Here is an 18,283-nt window from a genome sequence, read left to right as displayed (position 1 = left end):
CCAGTATTGGAAGAGTCCCTGGTGTCGCGGGCTCTCCACCCAGCGCGAGGTAACGCGTTGCGGGTGATGCAGGTCGGCGCGGGTAGCACCTCATGTCTGTCTAGACTGAGCCGGTATCGCTTGCGGCGAGGCGACTCAGGACAGCAAGCCTCGGATTGTTCGGATTCGGCACCCGCAAGTCAAGCCTGCCGTTGCGTTTGGCCAACCTCGAGCTGTGACGGGGCGCAGAAGCGCGGCTCTGTCTTTTGGGTATAGTGGAGGCCGTTTTCCGACCCGATGAAGGTAACAGCATGCGATTGATGTTTCTTGCGAGCGGCCTGATGCTGGCCCTTTGTGGCAACGCCATGGCGGCCCAGGTGTACAAATGGGTAGACGCCCAGGGCGTCACGCATTTTGGCGCTCAGCCGCCGCAGGGGCAGCAGGTGGAAACCGTGAACACGGTCGTCGCGCCAGGCAAATCGGCAACGCCGCCGGCACCGGCGGTACAGGAAAACGACGCCGAACCCGACCAGCGCACCATTGACCGCAAGGTCAAGCAGCAAGTGGCCGCGCAGGAGGCCGAGCGCAAGCGTTATTGCGAAACCCTGCGTACCAACCTGGCCCAGTTGCAGAACAATCCGCGCGTGCGGGTCGAAGAGAATGGTGAAACGCGGCGGGTCACCGAGGAAGAGCGACAGGCGCGAATCTCGGAAACCCGCGACAAGATTGCGGAAAACTGCAACTGAGCGCCATCTGAGCGACTGGCGCCGCCAAACGCGGCGCTAGCGCGAAGAGCTGTCGATCAGCGCATCGAAGCCGCGCAGGGCCTCAAGCAGCGTCACCACCTGGGACTCCCGATAGACCACCTCGGCCATGGCGCAGATGCCGGAGGCGGCAGGCAAAGGCTGATCTGCCTCGACGATGGCCTTCATCCGCGGCAGGAAAATCCACTGCAACCATTGCTCGAAGCGCAGCGTGTCAACGCAGAACGGCTCCACGCTGGCCAGAGCCTCTGGCGCCGGCGAATCCACACTCCACAGCCCCAGCACCCGCAGCTCGCGCTCGATCAGCAGCAGCTGCTGGGCAATCTCCGGCAGCCGGCGATCCATCACAGACTGACCTTGGCCCGCTCACGGGCCTGGGCCGCACCCGCACTGTCGCCCTGCCGCTCACGCGCCTGGGCGATCAGCTCCCAGAGACTGGCCTGCAAGGCTGGCCGACCACTGGCGTAACTCAACGCTCGACGTGACAACTGTTCGGCCTGGGTCGCGTCGCCCTGAGCCAGACGGACCTGGGCGAGACGGTAAAGCACCTGCGGCTCGCGTGGCGCAATGCGCTGAGCGCGCTCGAGGCTCGAGGCGGCACCGTTCAGGTCGCCGCCGCCCTGCTGCTGCTGCGCGGTGGTGAGCAACGCCAGGACCGGGCCATCAAGCTGCTCGTCAGCCGCCAGACCGCTACCTGAGGATGGAATGCCGCTGGGCATGCTTGGCTGTGGCGTGCTGGGCGGTGCGGAGATCGATGGCGCGGGCTGCCAGGCTGGCTGCGAACCGCTGGCGGTGCCACTGGAAGAAGAAAAAGGCACGTCCGGCGCTGCGAAGGTTTCAAGGGGCGCCGATGATCCCTGCGGCACCATTACCACGACACCGGAATCTTCCTGCTGCTGCCGTGGCACCTGGGCCGCGGCCGTGGCAGCGGGCACGCGATAGGCCTGCCGCGCGGCCATTTCCTCGGAAACAGGCGCGCCGGCGTCGACGACGGGTATCGAACGACGGTCCACCGTCGCGCAACCCTGGATCAGAACCACTGCTGCTACAACAGCTATCCACTGCTTATTCACTTTCTGACCTCTTCACAAAAAAGCACGGAATGCACGTCGGCTGCACCATCACTGCAACCAGCCACGCACCCAATCCATGACCGACTCTGCAGGGGCCTGTATGCCGCAGCCCGGCCCCGGCGCCGGTTCGCTGCCGCGAATATAGGGCATCTGCACAGCATCCGGGCAGCGTTCGTCGGTACCCAGTCCGCTACGGGCATCGACCCAGGCGTAGGTGACATTGTCCGGAACCGGCATCTGCAACGGCAGCGGGTCGGCCCGTCGCATGAAGTCGGTCCATACCTGCAGCGCCCCGGTGGCACCGGTCAGAGACGTCTTGCCGTTGTCGTCGCGCCCCAGCCAGACCACTGCCAGAAGATCCTGGCTGAAGCCGGCGAACCAGCTGTCACGCGAATCGTTGGTGGTGCCGGTCTTGCCGGCCAGATTGAGCGACTGCGGCAGTCGGTTGTACGCCGAGCGCCCAGTGCCCTCGCGCATGGCGCGCTGCATGGCGTACTGGGTGAGGTAGATGGCACCCGGATCGAAGCGCTGCTGAATCTGGAACGGATAACGCTTGAGCGGCTCGCCGTCGGCGGTCAGCACGCTGCGAATGCCCCGCAGCGGGGTGTTGAAGCCACCGTTGGCAAGCGTCTGATACATGTCGGCCACTTCGATCGGACGCAGGCCGCCGGCCCCCAGCAGCATCGACGGGTAAGCCGGCCATTTGGGTGATGCACCCAGGCGCTCAAGCGTCTTAAGCACGTTCGGCACGCCCAGATCGAGCCCGAGCCGCGCGGTCGACAGGTTGTAGGAATTGGCGAGCGCCTGATACAGATACACCGTTCCATAGGCCTGACGCCCATAATTCTGCGGCTTCCAGACCTGCCCATCGGCACCTTTCACGGAGAAGGGCTCATCCTCGAGCAGACTGGTCAGCGTGTACTGGCTGGGCTTCTCCAGTGCGGCCAGGTAGATGGCCGGCTTGATCAGCGAACCGATCGGTCGTGAGGCATCCAGTGCCCGGTTGAAGCCGGCAAAGCCTGGTTGGCGGCTGCCCAGCATGGCCTGGATCTCACCGGTTTCCGGATTGGTGACGATCATCGCGCCCTCGACGCCCTCGGTGGCCTTGCCGAGTCGCTTGAGGGTTTCGCTCATGGCCTGCTCGGCCTTCAGCTGAAGCACCGGATCGAAGCTGGTGAAGACGCGCAGGCCTTCTTCGGTAAGGTCCTCGTCCCGATAGTCCTCTCGCAGCTGCCGCTTGACCAGGTCGAGGAAGGCCGGATAGGAGCTGTCCGCCATGCTGCCGCGCTGGGTTACCCCCAATGGCGCCTGTTTGGCCTTGGCCGCCTCATCGGCGCTGATGACCTGCTGCTCGGCCAAAAGATCGAGCACCAGATTGCGCCTTTCCAAGGCACGCTCGGGATTGCGCCGCGGGTTGTAGTAGGTTGGCCCCTTGACCATGCCGACCAGCAACGCCACCTGCGGCAGCTTCAGCTCGGCCAGCGGCTGACCGAAGAAGTACTGACTGGCCAGGCCGAACCCGTGCACCGCGCGACGACCATCCTGACCGAGAAACACCTCGTTCAGATAAGCCTCGAGAATTTCCTGTTTGTCGTAATGCAGCTCAAGCAGCACCGCCATCATCGCTTCGGTGATCTTGCGGGTCATGCTGCGCTCGTTGGTCAGGTAGAAGTTCTTGACCAACTGCTGGGTCAGGGTACTGCCACCCTGGCGAACCTGGCCGGCAGTCAGGTTGACCCAGACCGCGCGGGCGATGGATTTGGGCGACACACCGAAGTGATTGAAGAATTCCCGATCCTCGACCGCAACCAGCGTTTCCACCAGATACGGCGGCACCTGATCCAGCTTGATCAGGATGCGATCCTCGTTGTGCGCCGGATACAACCCGCCAATCAGCACGGGCTCCAGACGCGCCACAGGCAGAGCGCTCCCGTTGGCGCTGCTGAGGCCAGCAACGAAATCGCCGGAGAAGCGGACCCGCAACCGTTGCGACTGCTCGGCGCCTTCGTAGAACTGGAAGCCGCGGGTGTGCAGTTCGATGTCGTTGCCGGCAACCGAAGCGCCGCCCGGGCCGCTGACCGAGCGCTCGCGCCGATAGCCAAGAGCGTCCAGCTCGGCAAGGAAGTCGTTCTTGTCCAGCTTCTGACCGACGAACAGTTCCAGCGGCCGCGCATAGACCTTTGCCGGAATCGTCCAGCGCTTGCCGGAGAATTTCTCCTGCACGACAGCATCGAGATAGATGGCGAAACCGGCCAGGATCACCAGGCCGACAATAGAGAGCTTGACCGCCCAGCCCAACCAGGGGCGAGCACCACTGGAGCGGCGCTTGGAGCGATTTCGAGGGGAGCGAGGTTTAGTCATGGCGGCGCATTATACGCACTTTGCCGCAGCGGATTGACGGCCTCTCAGCGGTTTGCAGCGCAACGCTCAGCGGCCATAATGCCGGCGACTTTACGACTGTGTGGACTGCTTCGCAGTGGACTCGCACGCCCCGTTCAAGAACTTCGACAAGGAATGACCGTGAGCCAAGCACTGATCGCCGCCCTGCAGGATCCTGCCCTGTATCCGCACCCCACCGAAGGCTTTCGGGTCATCGAAACCCATATTTCCTGGGTGATCCTCACCGGCCAGTACGCCTATAAGATCAAGAAGCCGGTGGACTTCGGCTTCCTCAACTTCACCGATCTGGCCTCGCGCAAGCATTTCTGCGAAGAGGAGCTGCGCCTCAACCAGCGCATGGCACCTGACCTCTACCTGGAAGTGTTGCCTGTCACCGGCTCGCCTGATGCTCCGGTGATCGGCGGCGACGGCAATCCCTTCGAGTACGTGCTGAAGATGCGCGAGTTCCCGCAGTCCCAACTGCTGGCCGAGGTCCAGGCCCGCGGCGAGCTGACCGATGCGCATATCGACGCTCTGGCCGAGCAGATCGCAAGCTTCCACCTCAGCACCCCGCAGGTACAGCCGGACCACGCGCTGAACAGCGCCGATGCGATCGTCGCACCGATGCGGCAGAACTTCGAGCAGATACGCCCGCTGCTCAGCGAGCCGGAAGACCTGCGCCAGCTGGACGCTCTCGAAGACTGGACCGAAACCAGCATCACGCGCCTGCGCCCACTGCTCGAACAGCGCTGCCAGCAAGGCTTCGTTCGCGAATGCCATGGCGACCTTCACCTGGGCAATGCCACGCTGATCGATGGCAAGGTCGTGCTGTTCGACTGCATCGAATTCAACGAGCCGTTCCGCCTGATCGATGTCGCCTCGGATGCCGCCTTCCTGGCCATGGACCTTGAGGATCGCGGACTGAAATGCCAGGCCCGGCGCTTCATCAATGGCTGGCTGGAGCACACCGGAGACTATGCCGCGCTGGCGCTGCTCAACCTCTATAAGGCCTATCGTGCGTTGGTTCGCGGCAAGGTCAGCCTGTTCCGCCTGTATCAGGAGCAGGACGCCGTGCAGCGCAAGGTTATCCTGCGCCAGTACCGCAGTTACGCCAATCTCGCCGAAAGCTACAGCGCGATTCCGTCCCGCTTCCTCGCCATCACTCACGGTGTATCGGCCGTCGGCAAGAGTCACGTCGCGCTACGCCTGGTCGAAGCGCTGGGCGCGGTGCGTCTGCGCTCGGATGTCGAGCGCAAGCGTCTGCACGGCGAGCAGGCCGAGGCGCAGGCGGGCCAGCTCGATAGCGGCATCTACAGCCAACAAGCCAGCGAAGCGACCTATCGCCACCTGCACCAGCTGGCGACTGCCGCACTGCAGGCCGGGTTCGCCGTGGTCATCGACGCAGCCTACCTGAAGCAGTCGCAACGCCAGACGGCATGGCAGGCGGCCGAAGCGACCGGCGTACCGTTCCTCATCCTCGATTGCGAGGCTCCGGAAGCGGTGATCGCCCAGTGGCTCGCTCAGCGTCAGGCCGAAGGCACCGATCCGTCCGACGCGACAATGGAGGTGGTCTGCGCGCAGCAGGCCAGCCGCGAGCCGCTGAGCGACAGCGAGCGCCTGCACAGCTGCCGGGTCCAGACACAGGATGCCGGCAGCCTCGACGAGCTGGTCGCCAACATCCGCCAGCGCCTGCCGGGGCTTTGACCGTTAGGCACCGTCGCGGGCAGGCCGCGGCGGTGCCTCTATACTCCCGGTATAACAACCGTGGGAATGCCTATGCCTGCCAGCGAACCCCGCCTCTCCCGAGCCGGAGACAGCGTTCAGCTGTTTTCCAGCCGCTCCGATGACTACGCCCGTTACCGCCCGACCTACCCGGAGGCGCTTTTTGCCTGGCTCGCCAGTCAATGCGAGGCGACCGACAATGCGCTGGATCTGGCCGCCGGGAACGGTCAGGCCAGCCTTCCGCTGAGGAGTCACTTCCGCCAGGTGCTGGCCTGCGATGCCAGCGTCGAGCAACTTGCCGCGGGCAACGGTTGGGCGGACGTACAGCGTTTCGTCGCCCAGGCGGAGCGCCTGCCCCTTCGCAGCGGCCAGCTCGACCTGCTGGTCGTCGCGCAGGCACTGCACTGGTTTGCCACGCCGGCGTTTTTCGATCAGGTGCGACAAGCGCTGAAACCGGGTGGGCTGTTCTGCGCCTGGTGCTACAGCCTGCTGGAGGTATCGCCGACGCTGGACCCGCTCATTCGACGGCTTTACGGGACGACACTCGACGGTTACTGGCCCGCCGGTCGCGCCAGCGTCGATGCCGGCTACAGCGACATCCCACTCCCGTTCGCCCGCACTGATACGCCGGACTTCGCCATCGAAGCGCACTGGAACCTTGCCGAGCTGCTTGGCTACCTGCGCACCTGGTCAGCGGTCAAACAATGGCAACGCCAACATGGCCGCGACCCCATCGCGCTGCTGGAGCCGGAACTGGCGACCGCCTGGGGGCCACCCCAGCAGCGGCGACCCATCCGCTGGCCGCTGCACCTGCTTGCAGGCTTCCCCAACCGCTAGCACCGCAAGGACGCCGCCATGCACGACGAACTGCTTTCGCTCCGCAATCTCGGCAAGACCTCGGTGCAGTGGCTGCACGCATCGGGCATCCACACTGCTGCGGATCTGCGCCGACTGGGTGCGGTGAGCTCCTATCGCGCGGTGAAGGCACGTGGGTTTGGCGCGTCGAAGGTGCTGCTGTATGCCATCGAAGGCGCCCTGCGCGACGTGCCCTGGCAGCAACTGCCGGCCCCGCTGAAGGAAGAACTGAATCGGAACCTGGGCAGCGAACTCGACAACTAGAGCTAGCTCACAACCTCTGCGCGGCGTGATTTACTCGCTCGCCCGACCAGGCCTATTGTGCGCCGACGTGACCCTGCCAATCGTCTGTCCGTTTCGTTCAAGGATTACCGACATGTATTTACTCGGGGAGCAACCGGCGTACGCCGATCGCCTGATCACTCGCCTGCAAACCATTCCCACCCAGCTGCTGGAAGGTCTGCAGCCATCGGGCCCCAACCTTGAACTCAAACACACCGACGACCTGTGCGCGGAGCTGCCTGCGCAGCAGCTGTTGATTATCGAGACCGGGCTGCTGCATGCGCTGATCGATGGCAAACCACTGTTCTACCTCCAGGAAGGCGATCTGGTCGGCCTGCGCCAGTCGAGCGATCTGCCCGAGTGCCGCTATTGCAGCGACGAGCCCATCAGCCTGGTGCCCTACTCGCGCAACGCCGTGTTCCAGCACATCCATGCCGACGAGCACCGCCAGGAGTTGTTCACTCAGTACCTGATCGGTCACACCGCATTGCTGGGCGACGCCCTGGCGCGCCTCAAGCAGCCGGAAATCCGCCCCGCTACCGGCTTCAAGCATTTCGCCGTAGGCGAGGAGCTCATTCGCCAGGGCGACGAAGCGGACAATGTATTCATCATCATCGAAGGCCACGCCGAAGCCATCGTCGACGGACAGAAGGTTGGCGACGTACAGAAGGACGAGATTTTCGGGGCCATGGCGGTGTTCACCCGCGAGCGGCGCAGCGCAACCGTGGTCGCCAGCGAGCCATGCACTGTCATGGTCATTCCCAAGGAACAGTTCCTCGGCCTGACGCAAAGCAACCCGCGCATCGCGCACAGCCTGATCGAGAGCATGGCCCGACGCATCGACCTGCTGAACAAGGAAGTCACTCACCTGCGGGTCAATGTCGCCGTCTAGCGATCCGCTCTCGCGGCCGCACATATATTTTTACGAATGCCTGTTGACGCAGAAATGAGAATTGTTATTATTATCGCAACTGATCGCGAGGTCAGCCGATAGCTGAAGGCTCAGGCAGTCGATCCTTCAGGTTATCTCCTCATCAGGCTAATCACGGTTTTGACCCGGCTCTGCCGGGTCTTTTTTTGCCTGTCTTCTGCTCGCGGCAGATAAAGCTGCGCTATTTGCCGCGCTGCCGCAGTTGCTCGCAATGATCCTGCTCTGGTTGTGCCGGTGTATACCAGACGAAGTCTGCCTGCTCGGCGGATACCCTCTCGCCGACCTCGGCAAGCATCAGCACCGTGACAGGCATGTTTGCCAGATCCTCGATATGCAGCGGCACTCCCAGGTCACGCCGCACATGGAACGCCCCCGCCAGCAGCATCGCGGGCTTTGGCGCCGCGAGCAGACGTTCGGCCATGCGTCGATCACGCTGCTGTTGCACCGCCAGCATCGCCGGCAGCTGGCTTGCCGGCAGCATGCCGCAATGCGAGGTTTCGATCTGCGCGAGCAGAGCATCCCTCACCGTGGTCGTTGCCGAAGCGCGCCCCTGCAACCGGGGAGCGGCCCGGTAGATGGACATGATCTCGTCGCGTCCAAGATTTGCCTGCAACAGCGGATAGGACTGCATCAGCGCATGGCTGACCAAAGGCCCGTAGAGGTTCCAGTCCCAACCCTTCTGCCAGTCCAGCGCCTGGGCAAGATCGCCCTGTGCATGGCCCGCGCGAAGGTCTCGACGCACACTGTCGACACGCGCCTGCTGGCCGGGCTCGAGCATTTCCAGCAGCAGGCTGCCCTGCGGGCGTTGCTGCTCCAGCGCCTGCAGCAGCCAGAGCTGCAGCGCATGGTGATCGGGATTGTCGTGGCGCTCGCCGACCAGCAGGGCCTCGCTGTCCTGCAACCTGGCGACGAGCTGAGCCGGGGTCAGCACAGCGTCATTGCGCAGATCGACGATAAGGCCGAGATCGGCGTGGTCCCGCCCTTCCGGACCCTGCCATTCGGGCAGCGGTGGCAGTACGCTACAAGCGCTCAGCAAGACCACTGTCACTAAAACGATGATGCGCACCACAGACCTCCTCAACGGGCGATGACCAGGGGGTGACCTCGTTCCGGATGCCGCTGGACCAGCACATCCAGGCCGAAGACGGCTTGCAGCGGCGTCTCGCGCAACACCTCGTCCGGCGCGCCGGCGATCTGAGCGCGACCGTTCTTGAGCAGCAACAGGCGATCACAGTAACGGGCAGCCAGATTCAGGTCATGCAGGATCACCAGCGCGGCGCCGCCCTGCTCGGCGAAACGCCGAACCGCCTGGAGGATGCTGTGCTGATGTGCCGGGTCGAGCATCGAGGTGGGCTCGTCGAGCAGCAGCACGCTGCCCTCGTCCCCCGGCCAGAGCTGCGCCAGCACTCGGGCCAGGTGCACCCGCTGGCGCTCGCCACCGGACAGCCGCAGATAGCTGCGCCCGGCCAGATGCTGCGCATCCGCGGCCTGGAGTGCAGCGGCCACGATGCGAGCATCAGCCTGACGGCCGCTGCAATGCGGCAGGCGCCCCATCGCGACCACATCCTCGACCTGGAAGGCAAAGCTCAGCGTCGAACTCTGCGGCAATACCGCCAGGCAACGCGCCCGCTCGCGATCCGACCAGCCTCCAAGCGCTCGTCCATGCAGCATGACCTGCCCTCTGGCGGTTTTCAGCTCGCCGGACAGAGCCTCCAGCAAGGTGCTCTTGCCCGCTCCGTTCGGGCCGAGCACACCCGACACCTGTCCCGCCTGCAAGCGCAGAGAAACCCCATCCAGCGCCGTGATGGCGCCACGCCTTACCGTCAGATCGCTGCCGACCAGCATCAAACACGCTCCCGGAGCAGCAGGAACAGAAAGAACGGCGCGCCTAGCAGCGCCGTGACGATGCCGATCGGCAACTCGGCAGGTGCGATCACCAGCCGCGCGGCGACATCCGCCAGCAACAACAGGGTGGCGCCGGCGAGCGCCGAGGCCGGCAAGAGCAGCCGATGATCCGGCCCCACCAGCAGACGCATCAGATGCGGGACGACCAGGCCGACGAAGCCGATCAGGCCCGCGGCAGCAACGGCCGCGCCGACACCCAGCGCGGTACAGACCACCAGCTCGCGCTTGATGCGCTCGACGTCGAAACCCAAATGGCGCGCCTCGGATTCGCCTAGCAAGAGTGCATTCAAAGCCGTTGCGCGGCGTGGCAGCCAACCGCCGACGGCAAGCGTGATCAGCAACAGCGGCCATAGCCCCGCGTAGCTGGCGCCGTTCAGGCTGCCGAGATTCCAGAAGGTCAGTGAGCGCAACGTGGTGTCGTCGGCAAGATAGGTGAACAGGCCGACAATGGCACCGGCCAGTGCAGTCAGGGCGATACCCGCCAGCAGCATGGTGGCGACGCGGGTCTGCCCGTCGCGCCGCCCCAGCCGATACACCAGCAAGGTCACCGCGAGGCCGCCGAGGAAGGCGAACATGGACAGCACATAGGGCTGCCAGACCTGCGGCAGCGCGGGTACGAAGGTGCTGCCGACGATCGCGGCAGCCGCACCGAGCGCGGCGCCGCTGGACACCCCGACGAGCCCGGGATCGGCCAAGGAGTTGCGAAAGAGTCCCTGCATCGCCACGCCGCACAGGGCCAGCACGGCACCCGCGGCGCAGCCGAGCAGCGTACGCGGCAGTCGGATCTGGCCCAGGATCAACTCTGCCTGCTGCAGACCATCATGTCCGATCGACAGTCCCAGCAGCCGCAGCGCCGCCAGCGCGGTGTCGTCCAGCGCCAGGCTCAACGGGCCCAGCGCCAACGACAGCCAGACGGCTGCCAACAACAGCACGCTGAGTACGACAAACAGAATACGTACGGGAACCCGAGTGCCCATCAGGGATGCTTCGCCAGGCGGATGAGGGGCGAAGGATAAGAGCGTGTCGGCGGCGCCGCCACCCCGCGATTAGCATCGGGCTGCGCACGAGCAGTGCTTGCGGGATAATCGCCGTTCCTGCGAGAGGTCAAGATGATTCGATTGTGCGCAACATCCGAACTGCCGGAAGGGCAGAGCCGCGGTTTCACCGCAGGCGAACTGCAGATCATCGCGGTTCGCCGGGATGGCCGGGCCTACCTGTACGAGAACCGCTGCCCGCACCGGGGCGTGCCGCTGGAATGGCTGCCCGACCGGTTCCTCGACGACAGCGGCAGCCTGCTCCAATGCGCCACCCATGGCGCACTGTTCCTCATCGAATCGGGCGAATGCGTGGCGGGCCCCTGCGCCGGGCAATCGCTACGGCCACTGGATGCGATCGAGCGGGACGACAGCATCTGGTTGCAAACTGTCAGGCAGAGCGACAGTTGAGCACGGGCGCCGAGCTCCGGGCTTGGGTATCATGCCGCCACAGCTTTACCGTGAGATCGCCATGCTTCGCCTGTTGAGTCTGCTGCTTCTGCTCTTCGTGTTACCCGCCAACGCCGGCCTGTTCGACAACAAGCCCAGCGCGAGCTTCGGCGGGCTGAACAACAGCAGCGACTTTCTGCCGGTACGCGAGGCGTTCAAGCTGAGCCTGGTCGAGGCGTCCCCCGAGCGGATCACCCTGCGCTTCGTCGCCGCCGAAGGCTACTACCTCTACCGCCACCGCTTCGCCTTCCAGAGCAGCGACGCGGACGTCACCCTCGGCGAACCGCGCATGCCCGATGGCGTCGCCAAGGTGGATGACTATTTCGGCGAGATCGAAGCCTATTACGGCATTCTCGATATCGAGCTGCCGGTAACCAACACCGAAAACCGCCCCTTTACCCTGCAGGTCACCTATCAGGGCTGCGCCGACAAGGGGCTGTGCTACCCACCGGAAACCGAATCGATCACGATCGGCGATGGCGCGGCACCAGGCTCCGCGGCCGCGGGCAGCGAGGCCAACCAGCGCGATGTGTCCTGGCGCTCGATCGCGCTGTTCTTCCTCGCCGGGCTAGGCCTGACCTTCACCCCATGCGTGCTGCCGATGCTGCCGATCCTCACCGGGGTGGTCTTGCGCGGCCAGCCCGGCGGCATGCGCAGCTTCCTGCTGTCGGTGACCTATGTACTGCCGATGGCCGGCGGTTTCGCCGTACTCGGCGCACTGATGGGCGTGTTCGGTGCCGAGCTGAATCTGCAGGCACGCCTGCAGTCGGCGTGGATTCTCGTGCCGTTCGCACTGTTCTTCGTGGTCTTCGCGCTGGCCATGTTCGGCATGTTCGAGCTGCGCCTGCCGCAGGCCTTGAGCGGCCGCCTCGACCGTCTGGCCGGCAGCGCCCGCGGCGGTTCGTTCACCGGCGCCGCGATGCTGGGCGCGGTGTCCAGCCTGCTGGTATCGCCGTGCGTCTCCGCTCCGCTGGCCGGTGCACTGCTCTACATCAGCGCCAGCGGCGACGCCGTGGGCGGCGGGCTGAAGCTGTTCGCCCTGGGCCTGGGCATGGGCGCGCCGCTGGTGTTGTTCGCCACCGGTGGTGGAGCCCTTTTGCCCAAGAGTGGGCCCTGGATGGTTGGCGTGCGCAACCTCTTCGGCGTGCTGCTGCTGGCCGTCGCGATCTGGATGCTCGAGCGCGTCCTGCCAGGCCCCATCGCCCTGGCACTCTGGGGGTTGTTGGCGGCGGGCAGCGCGCTGTTCCTCGGCACCCTGGAGCTCACCAGCAAGACGCCTCGTCAGAAGCTCGCCCAGCTGCTCGGCCTGGCCCTGCTGGTCTACGCTCTTGCCGCCTGGGTCGGCGCTTTGCAAGGCGGCTCCGATCCGCTGCGGCCGCTGCCGATGGCCAGCGGCAGCGCGCCGGGCAGCCAGGCCGGCGAAGGTTGGCATACCGTTTCCACGCCTGCGGAACTGGACGCGCAACTGGCCGCTGCCCGTGCCGCCGGCCAGCCGCTGATGCTGGACTGGTATGCCGATTGGTGCATCAGCTGCAAGGTCATCGAACGCGAGGTCTTCGCCAATCCGCAGGTGGCTCCGCGCCTGACCGACTATCGTCTAATCCGCTTCGATATCACCGAGAGCAATGCCGCCCAGCGCAGTCTGCTGGACCGCTACAAGCTGTTCGGCCCGCCCGCCATCCTGTTCTTCGGTGGCGACGGAAAAGAGCTGAACGAGGTCCGCGTAGTCGGCGAGATAGACGCCTCCGGCTTCGCCGAGCGATTGGATCGAGCAGCAGCTCTGCTCTAGGTGCGGAGCGCAATCCCGCGCTTTGTCGCAGATACTCGAGACATCCCTGCGGCCGACGAATGATTGCCGGAATCTTCAGACATAATGCGGGCATTTCCTTCGATCGCGACATGACTGGACAGTCAGCCCTCGCCTGGGGCATAGTTTTTCCCCTCTCGCGACCCGGCCTGCCCCGCCGCGTCGGCGTACCCAGAAAAACAAGGAACACCCATGGCCACCCTACTGGTCCTGCACGGCCCCAATCTCAATCTGCTTGGCACCCGCGAGCCCGGTGTCTATGGCGCGGTGACGCTGGCGCAGATCAATCAGGATCTGGAGCAGCGCGCCCGTGCCGCGGGCCATCATCTGCTGCATCTGCAATCGAATGCCGAGTACGAGCTGATCGAGCGCATCCATGCCGCGCGCAGCGAAGGCGTGGACTTCATCCTGATCAATCCTGCGGCATTCACTCACACCAGCGTCGCATTACGTGACGCATTGCTGGCCGTGAGCATCCCATTCATCGAAGTGCACCTGTCCAACGTGCACAAACGCGAACCTTTCCGCCATCACTCCTATTTCTCCGACGTAGCGGTAGGGGTGATCTGCGGCCTTGGCGCCAGCGGTTACCGACTGGCCCTGGAGGCCGCCCTGGAACAACTCGCTGCTTCCTGATGGGCTCGACGCAGGTGTCGAGTCTTGAAGAAGCGAGCAGCAATGCCCTTTGAACTTACCTGGGAGTCAACGCTTCATGGATATTCGCAAAGTCAAGAAACTGATCGAACTGCTGGAAGAGTCCGGTATCGACGAACTGGAAATCCACGAGGGTGAAGAGTCGGTACGCATCAGCCGTCACAGCAAGCAGGTCGCGATGCAGCAGCCGATCTACGCACAGGCTCCGGCCGCACCGGCGCCTGCTCCGGCCGCCGCTGCCGCCCCGGCTGCTGACGCTGCTCCTGCCGCACCCAAGCTGAACGGCAACGTGGTCCGCTCGCCGATGGTCGGCACCTTCTACCGCGCCTCCTCGCCGGAATCCAAGCCGTTCGTCGAAGTCGGTCAGAGCGTGAAGAAGGGCGACATCCTCTGCATCGTCGAAGCCATGAAGATGATGAACCACATCGAGGCCGAGATCAGCGGCACCATCGAATCCATCCTGGTGGAGAATGGTCAGCCGGTCGAATACGACCAGCCGCTGTTCACCATCGTTTGAACCGCGGAGAGCCAGCGATGTTGGAAAAAGTACTGATCGCCAACCGCGGCGAGATCGCCCTTCGTGTCCTGCGCGCCTGCAAGGAACTGGGCATCAAGACCGTGGCGGTGCACTCCACTGCCGACCGTGACCTGATGCATGTGTCGCTGGCCGACGAGTCCGTGTGCATCGGCCCGGCCTCCTCCGCCCAGTCCTACCTGAGCATTCCGGCCATCATCGCCGCTGCCGAGGTCACTGGTGCCGACGGCATCCATCCCGGTTACGGGTTCCTCGCCGAGAACGCCGACTTCGCCGAGCAGGTGGAAAAGTCTGGTTTCACCTTCATCGGCCCGACTGCCGATGTTATCCGCCTGATGGGCGACAAGGTGTCGGCCAAGGACGCCATGAAGCAGGCCGGCGTGCCGACCGTTCCGGGTTCTGACGGCCCGCTGCCGGAAGACGAGAAGGAAGCGCTGCGCATCGCCCGCGAAGTGGGCTACCCGGTGATCATCAAGGCCGCCGGTGGCGGTGGTGGTCGCGGCATGCGTGTGGTGCACAAGGAAGAGGACCTGATCGCCTCGGCCAAGCTGACCCGCAACGAAGCCGGCGCCGCCTTCGGCAACCCGATGGTTTACCTCGAGAAGTTCCTCACCAATCCACGCCACGTGGAAATCCAGGTGCTGGCCGACGGCCAGGGCAATGCGATTCACCTGGGCGACCGCGACTGCTCGCTGCAGCGCCGCCACCAGAAGGTGATCGAGGAAGCCCCAGCCCCGCTGATCGATGAAGAAGCCCGCCGCAAGGTCCAGGCCCGCTGCGTCAAGGCGTGCATTGACATCGGCTACCGCGGCGCGGGTACCTTCGAGTTCCTCTATGAAGATGGCAACTTCTACTTCATCGAGATGAACACCCGTGTACAGGTGGAGCACCCGGTCACCGAGATGGTCACCGGCATCGACATCGTCAAGGAAATGCTGCTGATCGGTGGCGGCCAGAAGCTGTCGATCAAGCAGGAAGACGTGGTCATCCGCGGCCATGCCGTCGAATGCCGCATCAACGCCGAAGACCCGCGTACCTTCATGCCCAGCCCGGGCAAGGTGAAGCATTTCCATGCGCCCGGTGGCAACGGCGTGCGCGTCGACTCGCACCTGTACGACGGCTACTCGGTACCGCCGCACTACGACTCGCTGATCGGCAAGCTGATCACCTTCGGCGCGTACCGTGACGAGGCCATGGGCCGGATGCGCAACGCGCTGGACGAACTGATCGTCGACGGCATCAAGACCAACGCCCCGCTGCATCGCGATCTCGTACGCGATCCAGGCTTCTGCAAGGGCGGCGTGAACATCCATTACCTGGAGAAGAAACTGGGTATGGACAAGCACTGAGCCTCGGCTCGGCATGACAGGGGCTGCCTTCGGGCGGCCCTTGTCGTTTCTGCGCCCCGCCCGACCGTTTGGGGCAAGCCGCGCTGGCCGCCGCCCCTGCTGCTCCAGTAAGCTTGCCCGCTTTCCGCGACCCAACTCGAGAGGCCTTCATGTCCTGGCTGCAGATCCGACTCGCCATCACCCCCGATCAGGCCGAAGCGCTGGAAGACCAGCTGCTGCAGCTGGGCGCGGTCTCGGTCACCTTCATGGATGCCGAAGACCAGCCGATCTTCGAGCCGGACCTCAATACCACGCCGCTCTGGTCGCATACGCACCTGCTGGCACTGTTCGAGGCCGATACCGATCCCGACGCGCTGCTCGCCCATCTGCAGCTTCTGCGCGGCGGTGACCTGCCCGAGCATCAGACCGAGGTGATCGAGGACCAGGATTGGGAACGCAGCTGGATGGACAACTTCCAGCCAATGCGCTTCGGGCATCGCCTGTGGATCGTGCCCAGCTGGCACGCCGCACCGGAGCCGGACGCGGTCAACCTGCTGCTCGATCCCGGCCTGGCCTTCGGCACCGGCACCCACCCCACCACCGCGCTGTGCCTGGAATGGCTTGACGCACAAACACTGGACGACCGGTCACTGCTCGATTTCGGCTGCGGTTCGGGAATCCTCGCGATCGCTGGCCTGCTGCTGGGTGCTCGCCAGGCCGTGGGCACCGATATCGATCCGCAGGCGCTGGAGGCTTCGCGCGACAATGCCGAGCGCAATGGCATCGCCCCGGAGCGCTTCACCCTCTACCTGCCCGAACAGCTGCCGCAGGAACCGGCCGACGTGGTGGTTGCCAACATCCTTGCCGGGCCGCTCGTCTCACTGGCGCCGCAGATCACCGCTCTGGTCAAGCCGGGCGGCAGGCTGGCGCTGTCCGGCATCCTCGCCGAACAGGCCGACGAGGTTCGCGCGGCTTACAGCGGCACCTTCGACCTCGACCCGACCGCCGACAAGGACGGCTGGGTACGCATCAGCGGCGTTCGTCGCAGCTGATGTGCAGCGGCATGCGATCGTCCCCGCACACTTGGACAGCAGGCGCGGCGGCCACTGCCGCTGCGCCGCCGGCTTGCGCTAGACTAGCCGGCACCTCCGCGCGGAAACACGCATGACCAGCTTCATCACCCAGTGCCCCAACTGCAGCACCCGCTTTCGCATCAGCCGCAGCCAGCTCCGCGCGGCCCATGGAGCAGTGCGCTGCGGCGCCTGCCTGGAAGTCTTCAATGCAGTCCATCATCTGCTGCGTGACGAGCTGAGCCCGGCCCCGGGGCAGGTCGCGGCGACCACCGCCGCGCAGGCGGAGACTCCGCGCCCGGTCGCAGCCACGCCCGGCGCCGCGCCGACCAGCAAGGCCGATGAAACCCTGTGGATTCACGATGACCTGGATCTGGACAGCCTCGATCTGGACGAGGAACTGGCCAAACTGGAGCAGCAGGAGCGCGAACTGTCGCAGGACCTGCTCAGCTTCGAAACCCGCAGCGGCTCGACGAAGACCGCGCGGGCGTCGGATGCCGCCACCAGCGAGCACGACGAAAGCTGGGCGGAAATCCTGCTGAATGCCGAGCAGACCGCCACGTCCGCCGTACCTGGGAGTGATGGGCCAGTCAGCTTCACCCCGGTCACCGCCGATACCCCGCAGCCACCGAGCCCGCTTGCGGTCAGTGCCCGGCCGCTGTCGGCCGCCAAGGCGCAACAGGCACGCAGCGAACGTGTCGAGCCAGCCCTGAGCCTTCCGGACACCGAGCCGCTCGATCAGCCCGATGATCCTGTCATCCCCCAGCGTAAACCCGAACTGCGCGGCGAGCCGCTGTTCGAACTCGACGACGAGCCGCTGCAACTGGACTGGCAGGAACGCAAGAAGCCCTGGGGACGCTGGCTCGGCTGGGGCACGCTGAACCTGCTCGCGGTGCTCGCGCTGGGTGCACAATACGTCGTCTACAACTACGACGAGCTGTCGCGCCAGCATCAGTACCGCCCCTGGTTCGAGCGTATCTGCCCGACCCTCGGCTGCGAACTGCCAGCCCTGGTCGATATCGGCCAGATCAAGAGCAGCAACCTGGTCGTACGCAGCCACCCCGAGTTCACCGGAGCACTGGTGGTCGATGCGATCCTCTACAACCGCGCCCCCTTTGCACAGCCCTTTCCGCTGCTGGAAATCCGCTTCGCCGACCTGAACGGCAAACTGCTGGCCAGCCGCAGCTTCAAACCCAGCGAGTACCTGTCCGGCGAGCTAGCCGGCCAGACGATCATGCCGCCGCAGGTCCCGATCCACATTGCCCTGGACATCCTCGACCCCGGCGCGAAGGCGGTGAACTACAGCCTGGGATTCCATTCTCCGGACTAGCTGAACCCCTCGATCCCGGCCGGTGGCCGGACTCCCTCGACATGGGTCAGCCGTTATCCAAACTCTCGGCGATAAGGCGGCCGCTGTTCAGAATTTGTTCAAAACAGCCTTTAACCCGTCATGCGTAGCGGGTATTATGCCCACCCTTTTTTGCAGTCCCGATCGACCTAACAAGCAGGCCCCAA

The 18,283-nt window shown here is 64.8% G+C and carries 18 protein-coding genes; 12 read left to right on the top strand and 6 right to left on the bottom strand.

The features are described from left to right. Positions 1–290: 290 nt before the first annotated feature. Positions 291–725 (top strand): DUF4124 domain-containing protein, encoded by a 435-nt coding sequence (locus tag P5703_RS03610; protein ID WP_013983832.1) that lies wholly within the window; start codon positions 291–293, stop codon positions 723–725. A gap of 36 nt (positions 726–761) precedes the next feature. Here the strand turns inward: P5703_RS03610 and P5703_RS03605 are convergent, their stop codons facing one another. The 3 genes from P5703_RS03605 to mrcB are packed head-to-tail and all read right to left on the bottom strand — an operon-like array spanning position 762 to position 4,177. Continuing rightward, positions 762–1,088 carry a YqcC family protein gene (locus tag P5703_RS03605; RefSeq protein WP_013983833.1) on the bottom strand — a complete coding sequence of 109 codons (327 nt, stop codon included), beginning with the start codon at positions 1,086–1,088 and terminating at the stop codon, positions 762–764. Further along, entirely contained in the window at positions 1,088–1,816 is a 729-nt protein-coding gene (locus tag P5703_RS03600; RefSeq protein WP_279641967.1) for a tetratricopeptide repeat protein, read from the bottom strand. Before P5703_RS03600 ends, P5703_RS03605 begins: the two co-directional genes overlap by 1 nt. A gap of 48 nt (positions 1,817–1,864) precedes the next feature. Next, a complete protein-coding gene (gene mrcB, locus P5703_RS03595; protein WP_011914326.1) occupies positions 1,865–4,177 on the bottom strand; it encodes a penicillin-binding protein 1B in 2,313 nt (770 codons plus the stop codon). A gap of 159 nt (positions 4,178–4,336) precedes the next feature. Here mrcB and P5703_RS03590 point away from each other — a divergent pair, with 159 nt between their 5' ends. The 4 genes from P5703_RS03590 to P5703_RS03575 all read left to right on the top strand — a co-directional run bounded on the left by P5703_RS03590 (position 4,337) and on the right by P5703_RS03575 (position 7,946). After that, positions 4,337–5,899, top strand: a complete 1,563-nt coding sequence (locus P5703_RS03590) for a bifunctional aminoglycoside phosphotransferase/ATP-binding protein (RefSeq protein ID WP_279641968.1) — start codon at positions 4,337–4,339, stop codon at positions 5,897–5,899. Positions 5,900–5,971: 72 nt separating this feature from the next. Further along, positions 5,972–6,754 carry a class I SAM-dependent methyltransferase gene (locus P5703_RS03585; RefSeq protein WP_061373080.1) on the top strand — a complete coding sequence of 261 codons (783 nt, stop codon included), beginning with the start codon at positions 5,972–5,974 and terminating at the stop codon, positions 6,752–6,754. Between the two features lie 18 nt (positions 6,755–6,772). Continuing rightward, positions 6,773–7,036 carry a TfoX/Sxy family protein gene (locus tag P5703_RS03580; protein ID WP_011914329.1) on the top strand — a complete coding sequence of 88 codons (264 nt, stop codon included), beginning with the start codon at positions 6,773–6,775 and terminating at the stop codon, positions 7,034–7,036. A 112-nt stretch (positions 7,037–7,148) separates the two neighbouring features. Then, a complete protein-coding gene (locus P5703_RS03575; RefSeq protein WP_014597563.1) occupies positions 7,149–7,946 on the top strand; it encodes a Crp/Fnr family transcriptional regulator in 798 nt (265 codons plus the stop codon). Positions 7,947–8,166: 220 nt separating this feature from the next. Here P5703_RS03575 and P5703_RS03570 read toward each other — a convergent pair whose 3' ends face one another. Genes P5703_RS03570 through P5703_RS03560 form a run of 3 tightly spaced genes read right to left on the bottom strand, consistent with a single transcriptional unit; the run spans position 8,167 to position 10,867 of the window. Then, complete coding sequence (locus tag P5703_RS03570; protein ID WP_043942251.1) at positions 8,167–9,051, bottom strand: ChaN family lipoprotein; 885 nt, start codon at positions 9,049–9,051, stop codon at positions 8,167–8,169. An 11-nt stretch (positions 9,052–9,062) separates the two neighbouring features. After that, the gene (locus P5703_RS03565) at positions 9,063–9,830 is read right to left on the bottom strand and encodes a heme ABC transporter ATP-binding protein (protein WP_014597565.1); all 768 of its coding nucleotides are present in this window, start codon (positions 9,828–9,830) and stop codon (positions 9,063–9,065) included. Continuing rightward, complete coding sequence (locus P5703_RS03560) at positions 9,830–10,867, bottom strand: FecCD family ABC transporter permease (protein ID WP_279641969.1); 1,038 nt, start codon at positions 10,865–10,867, stop codon at positions 9,830–9,832. Before P5703_RS03560 ends, P5703_RS03565 begins: the two co-directional genes overlap by 1 nt. A 132-nt stretch (positions 10,868–10,999) precedes the next feature. On the opposite strand from P5703_RS03560, the gene P5703_RS03555 reads away from it, so the two are divergent. The 7 genes from P5703_RS03555 to P5703_RS03525 all read left to right on the top strand — a co-directional run bounded on the left by P5703_RS03555 (position 11,000) and on the right by P5703_RS03525 (position 18,098). Continuing rightward, complete coding sequence (locus P5703_RS03555; RefSeq protein ID WP_013983842.1) at positions 11,000–11,335, top strand: Rieske (2Fe-2S) protein; 336 nt, start codon at positions 11,000–11,002, stop codon at positions 11,333–11,335. A 31-nt stretch (positions 11,336–11,366) separates the two neighbouring features. Beyond that, a complete protein-coding gene (locus P5703_RS03550) occupies positions 11,367–13,163 on the top strand; it encodes a protein-disulfide reductase DsbD (RefSeq protein ID WP_256069021.1) in 1,797 nt (598 codons plus the stop codon). 210 nt (positions 13,164–13,373) lie between these two features. Next, positions 13,374–13,817: a type II 3-dehydroquinate dehydratase gene (gene aroQ / locus P5703_RS03545; protein ID WP_011914336.1), complete on the top strand. Its 444-nt coding sequence runs from the start codon at positions 13,374–13,376 to the stop codon at positions 13,815–13,817. 76 nt (positions 13,818–13,893) lie between these two features. After that, positions 13,894–14,352, top strand: coding sequence for an acetyl-CoA carboxylase biotin carboxyl carrier protein (gene accB, locus P5703_RS03540; protein ID WP_011914337.1), 459 nt, complete (start codon positions 13,894–13,896; stop codon positions 14,350–14,352). Between the two features lie 17 nt (positions 14,353–14,369). Beyond that, the gene (accC, locus tag P5703_RS03535) at positions 14,370–15,719 is read left to right on the top strand and encodes an acetyl-CoA carboxylase biotin carboxylase subunit (protein WP_279641970.1); all 1,350 of its coding nucleotides are present in this window, start codon (positions 14,370–14,372) and stop codon (positions 15,717–15,719) included. A gap of 149 nt (positions 15,720–15,868) precedes the next feature. Next, complete coding sequence (gene prmA / locus P5703_RS03530; RefSeq protein WP_126526090.1) at positions 15,869–16,750, top strand: 50S ribosomal protein L11 methyltransferase; 882 nt, start codon at positions 15,869–15,871, stop codon at positions 16,748–16,750. Positions 16,751–16,862: 112 nt separating this feature from the next. Beyond that, positions 16,863–18,098, top strand: coding sequence for a DUF3426 domain-containing protein (locus P5703_RS03525; RefSeq protein WP_279641971.1), 1,236 nt, complete (start codon positions 16,863–16,865; stop codon positions 18,096–18,098). The last annotated feature ends 185 nt before the right edge of the window (positions 18,099–18,283 follow it).

The sequence above is a fragment of the Stutzerimonas sp. FeSN7 genome, from assembly GCF_030263795.1.
In the GTDB taxonomy this organism is placed as follows: domain Bacteria; phylum Pseudomonadota; class Gammaproteobacteria; order Pseudomonadales; family Pseudomonadaceae; genus Stutzerimonas; species Stutzerimonas stutzeri.
The sequence above is the reverse complement of the archived record's forward strand: the minus strand, read 5'-3'. Positions and strand labels throughout refer to the sequence as shown.

What these genes read in the sequence shown, in the direction of transcription:
- P5703_RS03585 (WP_061373080.1), top strand. Translation starts at nt 5,972, where the DNA reads ATGCCTGCCAGCGAACCCCGCCTCTCCCGAGCCGGAGACAGCGTTCAG.
- P5703_RS03560 (WP_279641969.1), bottom strand. Translation starts at nt 10,867, where the DNA reads ATGGGCACTCGGGTTCCCGTACGTATTCTGTTTGTCGTACTCAGCGTG.
- accB (WP_011914337.1), top strand. Translation starts at nt 13,894, where the DNA reads ATGGATATTCGCAAAGTCAAGAAACTGATCGAACTGCTGGAAGAGTCC.
- prmA (WP_126526090.1), top strand. Translation starts at nt 15,869, where the DNA reads ATGTCCTGGCTGCAGATCCGACTCGCCATCACCCCCGATCAGGCCGAA.
- P5703_RS03575 (WP_014597563.1), top strand. Translation starts at nt 7,149, where the DNA reads ATGTATTTACTCGGGGAGCAACCGGCGTACGCCGATCGCCTGATCACT.
- accC (WP_279641970.1), top strand. Translation starts at nt 14,370, where the DNA reads ATGTTGGAAAAAGTACTGATCGCCAACCGCGGCGAGATCGCCCTTCGT.
- P5703_RS03610 (WP_013983832.1), top strand. Translation starts at nt 291, where the DNA reads ATGCGATTGATGTTTCTTGCGAGCGGCCTGATGCTGGCCCTTTGTGGC.
- P5703_RS03565 (WP_014597565.1), bottom strand. Translation starts at nt 9,830, where the DNA reads ATGCTGGTCGGCAGCGATCTGACGGTAAGGCGTGGCGCCATCACGGCG.
- P5703_RS03555 (WP_013983842.1), top strand. Translation starts at nt 11,000, where the DNA reads ATGATTCGATTGTGCGCAACATCCGAACTGCCGGAAGGGCAGAGCCGC.
- P5703_RS03525 (WP_279641971.1), top strand. Translation starts at nt 16,863, where the DNA reads ATGACCAGCTTCATCACCCAGTGCCCCAACTGCAGCACCCGCTTTCGC.
- aroQ (WP_011914336.1), top strand. Translation starts at nt 13,374, where the DNA reads ATGGCCACCCTACTGGTCCTGCACGGCCCCAATCTCAATCTGCTTGGC.
- P5703_RS03605 (WP_013983833.1), bottom strand. Translation starts at nt 1,088, where the DNA reads ATGGATCGCCGGCTGCCGGAGATTGCCCAGCAGCTGCTGCTGATCGAG.
- mrcB (WP_011914326.1), bottom strand. Translation starts at nt 4,177, where the DNA reads ATGACTAAACCTCGCTCCCCTCGAAATCGCTCCAAGCGCCGCTCCAGT.
- P5703_RS03580 (WP_011914329.1), top strand. Translation starts at nt 6,773, where the DNA reads ATGCACGACGAACTGCTTTCGCTCCGCAATCTCGGCAAGACCTCGGTG.
- P5703_RS03550 (WP_256069021.1), top strand. Translation starts at nt 11,367, where the DNA reads ATGCCGCCACAGCTTTACCGTGAGATCGCCATGCTTCGCCTGTTGAGT.